The organism is Amycolatopsis sp. 195334CR (assembly GCF_017309385.1).
GTDB lineage: Bacteria > Actinomycetota > Actinomycetes > Mycobacteriales > Pseudonocardiaceae > Amycolatopsis.
Genome location: NZ_JAFJMJ010000004.1, coordinates 472,088 through 485,636 on the forward strand (window position 1 = coordinate 472,088; position 13,549 = coordinate 485,636).

At 71.1% G+C, this 13,549-nt stretch carries 10 protein-coding genes; 5 read left to right on the top strand and 5 right to left on the bottom strand.

Features of this window, described 5'->3' with window-relative positions:
- Window positions 1-2,028: a hypothetical protein gene (locus JYK18_RS45975; RefSeq protein WP_206810646.1), complete on the top strand. Its 2,028-nt coding sequence runs from the start codon at window positions 1-3 to the stop codon at window positions 2,026-2,028.
- Here JYK18_RS45975 and JYK18_RS45980 read toward each other — a convergent pair.
- From JYK18_RS45980 to JYK18_RS45995, 4 genes are read right to left on the bottom strand one after another with little or no spacing between them, the layout of a single operon-like run.
- A complete protein-coding gene (locus JYK18_RS45980; protein ID WP_206810648.1) occupies window positions 2,019-3,272 on the bottom strand; it encodes a cation:proton antiporter in 1,254 nt (417 codons plus the stop codon). The genes JYK18_RS45975 and JYK18_RS45980 overlap by 10 nt on opposite strands.
- 16 nt (window positions 3,273-3,288) lie before the next feature.
- Window positions 3,289-4,605, bottom strand: coding sequence for a cytochrome P450 (locus tag JYK18_RS45985; protein WP_206810649.1), 1,317 nt, complete (start codon window positions 4,603-4,605; stop codon window positions 3,289-3,291).
- A complete protein-coding gene (locus tag JYK18_RS45990; RefSeq protein WP_307796382.1) occupies window positions 4,599-5,651 on the bottom strand; it encodes an alpha-hydroxy acid oxidase in 1,053 nt (350 codons plus the stop codon). Before JYK18_RS45990 ends, JYK18_RS45985 begins: the two co-directional genes overlap by 7 nt.
- Window positions 5,648-7,228: an NAD(P)-binding domain-containing protein gene (locus tag JYK18_RS45995; RefSeq protein ID WP_206810650.1), complete on the bottom strand. Its 1,581-nt coding sequence runs from the start codon at window positions 7,226-7,228 to the stop codon at window positions 5,648-5,650. Before JYK18_RS45995 ends, JYK18_RS45990 begins: the two co-directional genes overlap by 4 nt.
- Before the next feature lie 140 nt (window positions 7,229-7,368).
- Between JYK18_RS45995 and JYK18_RS46000 the strand changes: the two genes are divergently transcribed.
- Complete coding sequence (locus JYK18_RS46000; protein WP_206810651.1) at window positions 7,369-8,856, top strand: class I adenylate-forming enzyme family protein; 1,488 nt, start codon at window positions 7,369-7,371, stop codon at window positions 8,854-8,856.
- On the opposite strand, the gene JYK18_RS46005 is transcribed toward JYK18_RS46000, so the two are convergent.
- Window positions 8,837-9,466 carry a TetR/AcrR family transcriptional regulator gene (locus JYK18_RS46005; protein WP_206810652.1) on the bottom strand — a complete coding sequence of 210 codons (630 nt, stop codon included), beginning with the start codon at window positions 9,464-9,466 and terminating at the stop codon, window positions 8,837-8,839. The two genes, JYK18_RS46000 and JYK18_RS46005, sit on opposite strands and share 20 nt — an antisense overlap.
- Window positions 9,467-9,589: 123 nt before the next feature.
- Between JYK18_RS46005 and JYK18_RS46010 the strand changes: the two genes are divergently transcribed.
- Genes JYK18_RS46010 through JYK18_RS46020 form a run of 3 tightly spaced genes read left to right on the top strand, consistent with a single transcriptional unit; the run spans window position 9,590 to window position 13,078 of the window.
- A complete protein-coding gene (locus JYK18_RS46010; RefSeq protein ID WP_206810653.1) occupies window positions 9,590-10,393 on the top strand; it encodes an SDR family NAD(P)-dependent oxidoreductase in 804 nt (267 codons plus the stop codon).
- Window positions 10,394-10,422: 29 nt separating this feature from the next.
- The gene (locus JYK18_RS46015) at window positions 10,423-11,547 is read left to right on the top strand and encodes a DUF5938 domain-containing protein (protein WP_206810655.1); all 1,125 of its coding nucleotides are present in this window, start codon (window positions 10,423-10,425) and stop codon (window positions 11,545-11,547) included.
- Between the two features lie 4 nt (window positions 11,548-11,551).
- Window positions 11,552-13,078: an AMP-binding protein gene (locus tag JYK18_RS46020; protein WP_206810659.1), complete on the top strand. Its 1,527-nt coding sequence runs from the start codon at window positions 11,552-11,554 to the stop codon at window positions 13,076-13,078.
- The last annotated feature ends 471 nt before the right edge of the window (window positions 13,079-13,549 follow it).

Genomic DNA, 13,549 nt, shown 5'->3' on the forward strand with positions numbered 1-13,549 from the left:
GTGAAACCGACCGCCGACCGGCCACGCGCGGTCAGCACGCTGGACAAACGCGTGGCCTCGCTCGACGACGCCGTGCTCGCCATGGCGCAGACCCGCGACTTCGGCAAGCACACGAAGCTGCGGCGGCTGCTGGAGGCGCTGCGGCGGGTGCTGGTGCAGCCGGGCGGGGCCGCGGCGGTGCAGGCCAGGGCCCGGGCGCTGGAGGAGGCCGGGCTCTTCCTCGGCACGGACTGGGCCAGCCCGGAGATCCTGATCCCGGCGCTGGTCGGGCCCGGCCTGCACGCCGGGGACGCGGACACCGTGGTGATGGAGGCGTGCAGCGAGCTGCGCACGCTGGCGGTGGCGCGCGGTGAGTACGCGCACCCGAGCATCTCGGCCGAGGACGCCCGCGAGTTCCTCACCCAGGTGCTGGCGATGAACCTGGAACTGCTGTTCACCCCGCCCACCGAGGCCGAGCGCGCCCAGCAGGGCCGCACCGCGCAGCTGATCAGGGACCTGTTCCGGCACCTCGCCGACGAGATCGGCTACGACAGCGTGCTGGACAAGCTGGTCGAGGAGATCTGGCGGATCCTGCGCCAGCGCCCGATCCAGGTCGACCAGGTGCAGTCGCTGATCACCCGGATCGCGGTCTACCGCGGGGACCCGGACGTCGATCTCGGCAACTCCGCCGGTCAGGGCATCGACCGGCTGATCACCGCCCTGTTCGGCACCACCGAGGCCTGCCGGGAGGACCCCGGCGTCGAGGTGTTCCGGTCACGGCTGCAGGCGATGGACAACGGCGACCTGCAGTACGAGGCCGCCGGGTTCGCCAGGGCGATGCACGACACCGGGCTGGTCTCGCCCTACCACGCCGAACTGCTGCGGTTCCTGAGGCACAAGAGCGACTACCTGCTCGGCGAGGCGCTGGGGCTGTCCGACACCGGCCGGAACTGCCTGCTGCGCTACAGCGAGCTGGTGCACCGGCTGATCGAGGACGCCGTGCACCCGCAGACCGCCCAGTGCATCTACGGGCTCGCGCTGCTGCTCGACCGCGGCATCCTCTACGAGGCCCCGGTGGTGCCCGCGCTGTGGCGCCAGCTGGCGCTGGAGCTGTCCGAGCACGCGCGCGAGCGCCTGACCACGGTGTTCGGCGACGAGCCCGGCCCGGAGGCGCGGCTGACCGCGGGCGTGCTGTCGATGCTGGGGCTGCCGCTGGGCGTCGGGCAGGGCGACAACCCGACCTGCCAGTCCGCCCGCGCGCTGTCGATGTGGGCCTACAACGACCCGGACTACCTGCTGCAGATGGTGGTCTGGGCGGCCCGCGACGACGAGATCATCATGCACTTCGAGGGCCAGCCGATCTCGTCGAAGGACAGCGAGTCCGGGGTGGCCAGCACGCTGCCGATGGACCTGGACCCGGTGTCCCTGCTGGTGGTGCCGCACCTGGACCGGATCTACGCGGAGATGGGGCGCCGGTGCGCCGGCCGGCCGGGCGATCCGCACCGCTGGGTCAACCCCGAGTTCCACGGCTGGTGGGCCGCGCGCGGGTTCCGGATCAACGTCGACGTGGAGACCGGCAACCTGATCGAGCTGGACACCTTCCTCCGGCAGTTCCACGCCAGCTACCACCCGGCCTACAACGGCGGGCAGCCGCTGATCCACCCGCAGCCGGCCGGGGTCGCGGTGACCGACAGCGCGGCCCGCTACGTCGGCTGGCACGCGATCACCATCCTGCGGGTCGCGGCCGACCCACAGGAGGTCATGCGGGTGTACTTCTACAACCCGAACAACGACAGCGGCCAGGACTGGGGCGACGGCGTGGTGGTCTCGACCGCGGGCAACGGGGAGCGCTTCGGCGAGGCCTCACTGCCGTTCGACCAGTTCGCCTCCCGGCTCTACATCTTCCACGCCGACCCGCTGGAGCACGGCGAGCCGGAGAAGGTGCCCGGTGCCGACGTGGAGCGGATCATCGACTTCATCGAGCGCAGCTGGGGCGCGGACCGGCTGCCGGGCGGCAGGCTGCAGGCGGCCAAGGATCCTCATGCGTGAGCCTTCGCCTTCGCCCTGGTGGCCACCCGCCGGTCCAGCCGGTCCCACAGGGCCAGCACCGGCGTGGCCATCATCGTGGTCACGATCGCGACCAGCACCAGCACGCTGAACAGCGCCGGGGTGACGATCCCGGCGGCCAGCCCGACGTTGATCGCGATCAGCTGCATCAGCCCGCGCGCGTTCATCAGCGTGCCGACGCGCAGCGCCACGCCCTGGGGTTCCCCGGCGATCCTGGCCGCGGCCCAGCAGGCACCCAGCTTGCCGGCGATCGCGGTGGCCACCGCGGCGACGGCGAACAGCAGCAGCGCGGGGTCGACCAGCAGGCCGAAGTCGGTGTTGAGGCCCGAGTAGGTGAAGAACAGCGGCAGGAACACCGCGCCGACCGGGGCGATCCTGGCCACCACCCGGTCGACCTGGTCCGAGCGCGGGAACACCACGCCGAGGCTGAACGCGCCGAACACCGCGTAGAGCCCGATCACGTCGGTGTACCAGGCGGCGAGGAACAACACGATCACCAGCACCAGCATGAGGTGCTCGGCGGGCAGGCGGGCGGCCAGCGAGCGCGCCCGGTCGCTCGACCGCACGGCGACCACCAGCATCAGGACCAGGAGCGCGGTACCGCCCGCGGTCAGCGCGACCGGCCCGGCGCTCCCGGCGGCGATGCTGAGCACCCCGGCCAGCAGCACCCAGGCCACCGCGTCGTCGAGCGCGCCGCAGGCCAGCGCGACCGCGCCGAAGCGGGTTTCGGTCAGCCCGCGTTCGGTGATGATCCGCGCCAGCATCGGGAAGGCGGTGATCGCCAGCGTCACGCCGACGAAGAGCATGGACACCACGAGCGAGACGCCGTCCGGGAAGAGGTCGACCCGCCCGTGCGCGAACCAGGTCAGCGCCGCGCCCAGCAGCAGCGGCACCACCACACCGGCGGTGGAGATCAGCGCGGCGGGCCGCGCCACCTGCCGGACGCGGTCGGCGCGGAACTCGTAGCCGGTCTGGAACATGAACACCACCAGGCCGATCTGGCCGACCACGTAGAGCACGGGCCGCAGCTCCTCGGGGAACAACGCGGCCTCCACCCCGGGCGCGAGCAGCCCGAGCACCGACGGCCCGAGCACCACCCCGGCCACCATCTCGCCGACCACCGGTGGCTGGCCGAGCGCCCGCAGCGCCCAGCCGACCAGCCGGCAGACCAGCAGGATGACCACCACCGCCAGGAAGAAGGCAGGGGCCAGCAGCGTGTTGGACATCTCCGGTCCTCCGTGCTCAGTGGTTGCGGGGGCCGATCGGGCAGCCCTGGGTGTCGTGCGTGTCGAAGTAGCGGCCGGCCAGCCTGCGGTGCCGGGCGTCGAGCACCATCCAGGTGCCGAACACCAGCTGCGCCACGCTGCGGGTCAGGTTCTCCACGCGGTCGCGGACCCGCAGGAAGGCGCCGATCGCCCGGACCCGGGACGCGGGCAGGGGGAACGCGCGGCGGTCGAGCAGGCAGGGCGCCCGGTGCGGCAGCGGGCGCGTGTGCGAAACGGTGGAGTGCAACCGGAACCGCCGCAGGACCTCGATCGTCGCCGCCCGCATCACCAGCGGCGACAACCGCCACGCCGGGCACGGCCGGTTGGCCGCCACGCCGAACGGGATGTGGTGGGCGTCGCGGGCGGACAGCCGCTCCCATCGCGACGGGTCGAACACCTCGGGGTCGGTGTACCCCGTCGCGTGGTAGCCGGGATAGGAGAAGCACAGCACCGAACCCTCGGGCAGGGTGCCGCCCGGGGTCTCGATGTCGGCGGTGGCGATCCGGTGCGCGATGCCGAACAGGGGGAACAGCCGCAGGGTCTCGTCGAGCACCTGCGCGAAGTAGCGTTCGTCGCCGGGATCCTCGGCCAGTCGCCGCTGGACATCCGGGTGCTGGGCGAGCACCAGCAGCAGGTGCGCCATCGCCTCGGACAGCTGCACCACAGCGGTGTTGAAGAAGGTGCCCTGGAGGTAGTGGACTTTTTCCTGGTCGGACAACGAATCCGGCAGCACGTGCGGTATGTCCGGCAGACGGCGCGCGAGGTAGCGGGTCAGCCGCGCGCGGCGGCGCGGGTGCCGCAGTCCGGTGCACTTGAGCGCGGTCACCACGTCGTCGGCGTGCCCGACGATCAGCTTCCGCGCCTCGGGCGGGCAGGGTTCGCGGAACACCAGTTCGTAGCAGAACTCCGCCCACACCGGCATCATCAGGTCGCGCAGCCGGACCAGCCGGGCGCGGCCGGGTACCAGGGCGTCGAGCACCGCCGCGGTGCACCGGGCCGCCGCTTCGGCGTGCTTCTCGCTCGACCCGGCGAGGATGCGCAGCGTGGTCCGCGCGACCTCGTCGTAGCGCGGACCGTCCTCGAGGTGTTCCTGGTGGACCTCGGGACCGGGGGAGAGCCAGTACCAGAACAGGTCCGAGAGCTCGGCGCCGCGGCTGCGGCCGTTCGCCGCCGGGTGCGCGTAGACCTCCATGAACCGGCTGTCCTGGTCCGGCAGGGTGATCACCTGGTCGCCGTTGACCGCCTCGAACACCCGGACCCGCAGGGCGACCACCAACTCGGGCAGGCTCAGCACCGGCTCACCACCTGGTCACCGGCGAGCACGCCGCCGCACAGCGCCAGCGTGTGCTCGAACTCGTCGCGGAGCAGGTCCAGCACCTGCCGCACGCCCGCCTCACCGTCCGCGGCCAGTCCCCACAGGACGGGCCTGCCCACGCCGACCGCCGTCGCGCCCAGCGCCACCGCGATCGCCACATCGCCGCCCCGCCGGACCCCGCCGTCGACGAGCACCGGGATCCGGCCGCCGACCGCCTCGGAGATCATGGGGAGCGCGTCGAGCGCGGCCGGGGCCAGGTCGAGCTGGCGGCCGCCGTGGTTGGAGACCAGGAGGCCGGAGATCCCGCCGTCCACCGCGATCCGCGCGTCCTCGGGGTGCAGGACTCCCTTGAGCAGCAACGGCAAACCGGTCATCCGCCGCAGCGCCTCGACGTACCGCCACGAGGCTTCCTGGCACCACTCGATGTCACGGACGCCGGGGGAGCCGGGCAGGTCGCGCATGTTCTCCGCGGCGAGCCCGGCGGGCAGGTCGTGGAAGCCGTTGCGCTGGTCGCGGCCGTGGCGCCCGAACACCGGTGAGTCCACCGTGACCACCAGCGCCGAGCAGCCCGCGTCCTCGGCCCGCCGCACCAGGCACTCGGTGATCTTGGCGTCGGGCTGGAGGTAGAGCTGGAACCACAAGGCGGCGTCCGGGTCGACCTCGCGGGCCGCGTCGGCCACCTCGCCGATCGCCACCGTGGCGGCCATTCCCGAGATCAGCACGGTGCCCGCCGCCGCGGCCGCCCTGGCGGTGGCCAGCTCGCCGTCGGGGTGCGCGAGCCGGTGGAAGGCGGTGGGCGAGACCAGGATCGGCATCGAGGCGCGAGCGCCGGGAAGGTCGACGGAAATGTCCCTCGGCGGCTGTCCACGCAGGACACGGGGGAGCAGCGCGTACCGGCCGAACGCGCGTTCGTTGTCCGCCAGCGCGATTTCCTCCCCGGCACCACCGGCGAAGTAGTCGTAGTGCACCGGGTCGAGCCGTTCCCTGGCCCGGTCGTGCAGTCCGGCCAGGCTCACCGCCGTCACAGGCCCACCCGCGGGCGATCGGCCTGGGTCCGCAGGAACTCACGCAGCGGTGCCCGGTGCACCTGCTCGCTGTCCCACTCGTTCTCCAGGTTCTCGGTGATGTGGTGCTCGGCGACCAGATCGCCCGCGCGGAACAGGCGCACCACCGGGTGCAGGTAACGCCCGTCGAGCCCGCTCGTGTCCTCTTGGGACGTTCGCCCGGCCGAGATGTCGAACGGGTTGACCAGATCGTGGTCCTCGCCGTATTCCAGCGTGATCGTCAGGTACGACTCGACTTCGCCGAAGTCCCCGGCGGCCACGGCTTCGTGGAGGTGGTCGACGGGCACCTCCTCGACGTAGCGCGGCGGCGCTTCTCCGAAGAGGACGGCGTCCCCGAGGTAGCCGAAGACCTGCCACAGCGCGGAAGTCCGGTTGACCCGCTCGATCACCGCGTCGGTCACGCCGTCGGGCGCCAGTTCCCGGCTGGGCCACGGCACGTCGTGGTGCCGCCGCTCCAGTATCCGGTGCAGCGCCCGCACCCCGTACCGGAAGCCGTGGATGAACCCGCTGGTGGACCGCTTGAAGTCGCGTGACTGCGTGATGGTGCCCGCGAAGTGCAGCCCCGGCACGTTCACCGACTCCCACGCCGCCGTCTGCGCCGGGAAGCGGTCCTTGATCATCAGTTCCGGGCGGCACTCCGGGGCGAAGATCGAGGCGTCGAAGCGGAACCCGGTCGCCGCGATCACCCGGTCGTAGCGGATCTCCTTGACCACCTCGGCCACCCGGGCGAAGCTGACCCGGACCAGATAGCCGTCGCCGTCGCGGCGGATGCCGAGCACCTGGCCGTCCAGCAGCGCGTTCTGCGACTTCAGCTGGTAGGTGTCGAGGAAGTTGTTGTTCACCGCGCGCAAATGCCCGACGAAGTGCGTTTGCCAGGCCAGCCGCAATGAACCGGGACCGGCCACGTGAATGACCGCGGCCGTTTCGACCAGGTTGTCCGCGGTTTCGAAAGCGGAGTTCCCCCGGCCGATGATGAGTACTCTCTTGTCGATGAACTCCGCCGGATCCACCGACACCTCGGTATAGGGTTCGGCGAGTTCGATACCGTCGATGTCCGGAATATACGGTTTGCTCACCCCGGTGGCCACGATCAGCCGCTTCGCGGTGAACACATTCCCGTTCTGGTCGACCGCCTCGAAATCGCCCGGACGGCCGATCCGGGTGATCCGGGTGTCATAGCGGACGTTCAGCCGGTGGTGCGCGGCGAAGTCGCGGAGGTAGCGCACCATGTCCTCGGCGGCCGGGAAGTATCGCGGGGTGTAGGTGGTGAACAGCGGAGTGTTTTCGGCCGAGAGCAGGGAGTTCCAGTCGTTGCGCAGCCGCAGCTCGGGGTCGCTCCAGCCGGTGTGCACCTTGTTGATCGAGATCAGTTTCCGGTGCCGGGGGAACCGGGTGAAAAAGGTGCCGGGTGCCGCGCCCGCTTCGACGATCAGATGGCTTCGCCCGGCTCGCTTCAGGTAGTAACCGGCCTGGAGCCCGGCCGGTCCGGCACCGAGCACCAGGTAATCGACGGAAAGCACGGAATCGTCCTCGGGCAAGGGATTCTCCTCGGGATCCGATGGGGATTCCCGAGGTTAGTTGAAACCTCAAACACCGAGCCATCCGCTATCGGGGTGAGGGAAGCTGTCGGTTCGCTGTCGGTTTTCCCGGAAATCGGAAACGGTGGTAGGAGTAATCCATGAGCCAGGTGTACCCGCGGGCGATGCTCGACTCGTTCGCCGCCGATCCGGAGCTGCCCGCGTTCGAACACGGTGCGCGGGTGGTGTCGCGGGCCGAGGTGCTCGACCTCGTCGCGCGCTTCACCGGCGGGCTGGTGAAAGCCGGGCTGGGTCCCGGTGACGGCGTGGCCATCGCGACCGCGGTGACCCCGGAGGGCTTCGCCGCCCAGCTCGCCGCCGCCGCGCTGGGCTGCCGGGTGGTCGGGGTGCGGCCGGGGCTGACCGAGGCGCAGCTGCCGCATGTGGTCGGCCGGGACGTGGCCGCGCTCGTGACCGACGACCCCGGGCCGGAGCTGCTCGCCGCCGCGGGGGCCGCGAAGGTGCTGCGGATCGGCCCGGAACTGCTGGCCACGCCCGAGGAACCGGTGGTCCGCGGCCGGCTGGAGGACGTCGCTTCGGTGACCTTCACCAGCGGCAGCACCGGTGCGCCCAAGGGCGTCGCGCTGACCTACGCGGCGATGACCGAGCACTGGTCGTGGCAGCCGGCGAAGTGGAGCCACGACACCGCGCGGCTGGCCGCCGGGTACCGCCGGTTCCTGCTGTTCGGCACGCTGACCAGCGCGGTGATGCAGGAACACCTCGGGCTGTGCCTGTTGTCCGGCGGCACGGCGGTGATCCCGGAGTCGCCGCCGGACTTCCCCGACGTGCTCGCGCGGCTGCGGATCACCGCGAGCCTGCTCACCGTGCCGCGGTTGCACCAGCTGCTGGATTCGCCGCGTACCGGCGAAGTGGACCTGAGTTCGGTGCGGGTGCTGCTGGTCGCGGGTTCACCGCTGTCCCCGCACCGGATGGCCGAGGCGCTCGACCGGTTCGGCCCGGCGCTGGTGCAGGGGTACGGGCAGACGGAGACCGGTTTCCTGACCGCGCTGACCGCCGACGACGTGGCGGCCTGGCCGCCCGCGCTGAACTCGGTCGGCCGCCCACGGTCCGAAGTGGACCTGGAAATCCGGGACGCTGACGGAAAAGTGTTGCCGCCGGGGCAGACCGGCGAGATCTGGGTGCGCACCGCCTACGCGCTGACCGGGTACTGGCGGGACGAGGCGGAAACCACCGACCTGATCCGCGACGGCTGGGTGCGCACTCGGGATCTCGGCCACCTGGACGAACGGGGTTACCTGCACCTGACCGGCCGGGCGCGCGACGTGATCATCGTGAACGCCATCGTGCACTACGCGGGGGCGATCGAGCGGGCGCTGGCCCGGCACCCCGGTGTCCGGGAGGCGCATGTGGTCGGTGCCCCGGACGAGCGCACCGGGGAAGCCGCACACGCCTTCGTGGTAACCCGGGGCGCGGTCGAGGAGGGGGCGCTGAGGGCCCAGGTGGCCCGAGACCTCGGCGAAGCCGCCGTCCCCGCCACGATCACGGTGATCGGCGAGGTGCCTACATTACCCAGCGGCAAACCGGACAAGCGCGCGCTGCTGAAGACCGTCAGCCCGGCGGAGCGCTGACCAGGCCGGCGAGCATCGCGGGCACCGTCCGCGCCAGGTCGTCGGCGACGTTCTCCTCGCCGTTGAGGTAGCGGAGCAGGGCGTGCTGGAAGAGGCCGTCGAAGGTGGCGTACGCGACCTCCGGCGACAGCCCCGCCGGTGCGCCGGTCAGGTCGGCGTACCGCTCGACCACCCGCCAGATCATCTGCTCGCGCTGCTTGTCGATGTCCAGCACGTCGAGCCGGAAGGACTCCTCGAACAGGCTCTGGTTGCGCAGGTCGTACCAGAGGCGGTGCATCACCGCGTCGGTGCGCAGGGTGGCCGCCATCGCGTTGCCAAAGGCCTTGGCCAGGTCGACCGCGGAATCCGCCGAGGCGACCACCTCGTCGTAGCGGGTCACGCACACTTCCTCGAACTGCCGCACGGCGTAGGTGAGCAGCTCGACCTTGTCGGCGAAGTAGTAGTGCAGCACGCCGTGCGAGAAGTCGGATTTCTGCGCGATCTCACGCAGGCTCGTGCGGGCGTAGCCCAGCTCCGAGAGCGCCCGCAGGGCGGACTCGGCCAGCTGCGCGCGCCGCTGCCCGAACTTGTCCACGCTCCGGCGAGCGACCCGCTCCTTCGCTTCGGTCACCCGCTCACTCTAGCGGTCCGCGCAATCTTGACGGTCGTCCAAGAAAATCTTGACGAGTGTCCAAAGTTTGTTCATGCTGTGACCCACGCCGCATCCGCCGGCCGTCTCAAGGAGGAGATGTCCATGGTTTCGTACGACCTCACCGGACGGAAAGCCCTGGTCACCGGGGCCGCGCAGGGCCTGGGTGCCGGGATGGCGCAGGCGCTGGCCGCCGCCGGGGCGGCGGTGGTCATCGCGGACATCGACGAGGACCTGGGCCGCGCGACCGCCGACTCGATCAAGCAGACCGGCGCCACCGCCGCCTTCGTCCGCCTCGACGTCACCGACGACCAGTCCTGGGAGCAGGCCGTCACCGCGACCGTCGCCGAACTCGGCGGGCTGGACATCCTGGTCAACAACGCCGGCGTCGAGATCACCGGACTGGTCGCCGACCTCGACCCGGACCAGGTCCGCACCATGCTCGAGGTCAACGTGCTGGGCACCGCGCTCGGCGTGAAGCACGCCTTCCGCGCCATGCGCCCCGGCGGCGCGGCGGGCGGCGGGGGCGCGGTGGTCAACATCGCCTCGGTCGCCGCCACCATCGCCTTCCCCGGCATCGCGGGCTATTCCGCCACCAAGTCCGCGGTCGACCGGCTCACCCGCGTGGCCGCGATGGAGGCGGGCAAGCTCGGCTACGGCGTGCGCGTGAACTGCGTGTACCCCGGCCTGGTGCCGACGCGCATGGGCAACCAGCTGGCCGCCGACGTGGTCGACGTCGGCCTCTTCCCGAGCGTGGAGGACGCGATCGGCGCGGTGGTCGCGCAGACCCCGGCCGGGCGGCTCGGCGAGGTCGCCGACATGGCCGACGCGGTGGTCTTCCTCGCCTCCGACGCGGCCCGCTTCATCACCGGCGCCGGCCTGCCGGTCGACGGCGGCATGGGCATGTGACCGAGCACCCCGAACCGAAAGGACTTCCCATGGCCAGCAAGCCCGTTGTCGTCTACGGCGCCTCCGGTTACACCGGCAGGCTGATCTGCGAATACCTGCGCGAGTACAACGTCCCGTTCATCGCCGCCGGGCGGGACAAGGCACGCGTGCAGGAGACCATCGACCACATTCCCGGCCTCGACACGGTCGAGCACGAGGTCGTCGAAGTCGCCCACGAGGTCGAGTCGCTGAGCGAGCTGTTCGACGGCGCGAAGGTCGTCTGCAACACCGTGGGCCCGTTCAGCGAATACGGCCACGAGGTGGTCGAAGCCTGCGTGCGCACCGGAACGCACTACCTCGACACCACCGGCGAGCAGGACTGGCTGATCTCGGCCGAGGAGCGCTACGGCACGCGGATGGCCGAGCAGGGCCTGTTGCTCTCGCCCGGCATCGCCCAGATGTACACCACCGGCGAGATCGCGGCCGGGCTGTGCCTGGAGAACCCCGGACTGGACACTTTGGACATCCTGGTGTTCTGGAAGGGACACCCGACCGTCGCCTCGACCCAGACGATCCTGGTCAACGCGGCGCTGTCGAGCGCGTACCACCTGGTGCAGAACGAATACGTGGCCTGGCCCGCCGACGTCACGCCGATGGACGTCGCCGTACCCGGGCACCATGAGATCGGCCTCGCCCTGCCGTGGGGCGGCACCTCGCACCCGGTGTGGTTCAGGCGCGATCCCCGGGTGGCCAACGTCCGGGCGATCGGCGGCGTCTTCGACCGCGCGCTGATGCAGGGCGTGCCGCAGATCGTGGCCGCGGTGCTGGAGCAGGTGAAGGACCTGCCGCTGGAGGAGAAGCTGAAGGTGCTGCACGAGCAGGCCGCCGCCGTCCGCGACGAGATGCCGCCGCGGGAGAACCAGCGGATCAACACCTCGCTGGACTCGGTGCACGCCTGCGGTCCGCTGGGCCGCGCGCACTGCGTCATCCACGGCACCTGCAACTACAAGCAGACCGGGCTGATGCAGGCCTACGCCGCGTACTCGCTGCTGCAGCAGCCGCCGAAGGTGGCCGGGTTCGCCTCGGCGTGCCAGGCGTTCGGGCACCGGGAACTGCTGGGCGTGCTGCGCTCGTTCGGCCTGGTGTCCAAGCCGATCCTGACCGTGCAGGACTGAGCCGGTGCGCCTGGTCGACTACCTCGACAAGGGAGCCTCGCTGGACCCGGCGGCGCCCTGCCTGACCATGGGCGGGGAGTCGCTGGGCTACGGCGAGGTGCGGGAGCTGTCGTGGCGGGTGGCGCGGGCGCTGGCGCGCTCGGGCGTGCGCCCGGGGGACAAGGTGGCGATCCTGTCCGGGAACCACTCCGTGTCCTTCGCCTGCGTGTTCGGCATCAGCCGGGCGGGCGCGGTGTGGTGCCCGGTCAACCCGCGCAACGAAGCGGCCGAGAACGCCGAACTGCTGGACCTGTTCGACTGCTCCTGCCTGCTCGTGCAGGCGTCGTTCGGGCCGCTGGTCGAACGGATCCGCCCCGAGTTGCCGAAGCTGACCACGGTGGTCTGCCTCGACGGCGAGATCCCCGGCGCGCTGGGGTTCGACGACTGGCTCGGGGTGGAAACGGCGTCCTGGCAAGCGGATCCGCCGGACGACATGGTGATGCTGGTCGGGACCGGTGGCACCACGGGCCGGCCGAAGGGCGTGGTGCTCACCGGGCACAACATCGAGACGATGTCGGCGCTGACGCTGATGAGCTACCCGTTCGGGCCGCGGCCGCGGTACCTCGCGCTGGCGCCGCTCACGCACGCGGCCGGGGTGCTGTGCTTCCCGATCATGGCGCTGGGCGGGGAGATCGTGGTGATGCCGCGGCCGGACCTGACCGAGTTCCTGGTGCTGGCCGAGCGCCACCGGATCACCCACGCCTTCCTGCCGCCGACGCTGATCTACCTGCTGCTGGACGATCCGAAGCTGTCCACAGTGGACCTGTCAGCGCTGCGGTGCCTGTGGTACGGCGCGGCGCCGATGTCGGCGGCCAAGCTGGAACAGGCCATCGAGCGGATCGGGCCGGTGCTCGGGCAGCTGTTCGGGCAGAGCGAGGCGCCCATGATGATCTCCACGCTGGCGCCGGCCGAGCACTTCCACGCCGACGGCACGCTGGCGCGCGAACGGTTCACCTCGGCGGGCAGGCCCACCCCGCTGACCCAGGTGGCGATCATGGGCGAGGCGGGAAACCTGCTGGCGCCGGGGGAACGCGGGGAGATCGTGGTGCGCGGGCCGCTGGTGACGCCGGGGTACTACAAGGATCCCGAGGCCACCGCCGCGGTCCGCGCGCACGGCTGGCACCACACCGGTGACCTGGGCTTCCTCGACGCGGAGAACCTGCTGCACATCGTCGACCGGATCAAGGACATGATCATCACCGGCGGCTTCAACGTGTACTCGGCGGAGGTCGAACAGGCGCTGATGACGCACCCGGCGGTGCGGGACTGCGCGGTGATCGGCCTGCCGCACGAGAAGTGGGGGGAGCAGGTCACCGCCGTGGTGCAACTCCAACCGAACCTCGCGGTGGAGGCAGCCGAGTTGAAGGCACTGGTGAAGGAACGGCTGGGCAGCGTGAAGGCGCCGAAGAAGGTGGTCTTCTGGGCGGACCTGCCGCGCTCGAAGGTCGGCAAGGTGCTCAAGCCCGACATCAAGGCGCAGCTGCTTCGGTGATCACTCCGCCATCACAGTTCGCTCGTTGCGGGCTCGATGGGCGCGCCCACGAGCCGGGGAGCACCTCGGTCAGGTACTGCCCGCCCGCCTCTGGGGACTCGTCGATCAGGGTGCGCTCCAGCATCGCCCGCGCAGCGCGGTGATCGTGACGACCGCGCTGCGCGGGCGACAGACTGAAGCCAGGTTTCGTCGGTGCCGTGGGGTTCCTGGCCGTGGCGCTGCTCGCCTCCCACGTCGTTCTGGAGCTGGGCGTGGCCACCCCACCCGGCCCGCTGTACGCCGTTGCCGAGTACCTGCCGACGCACAGTGCCGTGCTCGCCCGGCGTGCCACGGTGACCGGTGGCCCGGGGGCTGCCGGGCATCGCGGAAGTGGTGGCGTGGCAGGCGGTCGGTACACTGGCCACCATCGTCGTCACCGCCCGGAGGCGCTCCTTTCCGCCCGGTCACCTCCGCCGCCCAGCGTTGCTGTCC

What these genes read in the sequence shown, in the direction of transcription:
- JYK18_RS46010 (WP_206810653.1), top strand. Translation starts at nt 9,590, where the DNA reads ATGGTTTCGTACGACCTCACCGGACGGAAAGCCCTGGTCACCGGGGCC.
- JYK18_RS46000 (WP_206810651.1), top strand. Translation starts at nt 7,369, where the DNA reads ATGAGCCAGGTGTACCCGCGGGCGATGCTCGACTCGTTCGCCGCCGAT.
- JYK18_RS45980 (WP_206810648.1), bottom strand. Translation starts at nt 3,272, where the DNA reads ATGTCCAACACGCTGCTGGCCCCTGCCTTCTTCCTGGCGGTGGTGGTC.
- JYK18_RS46015 (WP_206810655.1), top strand. Translation starts at nt 10,423, where the DNA reads ATGGCCAGCAAGCCCGTTGTCGTCTACGGCGCCTCCGGTTACACCGGC.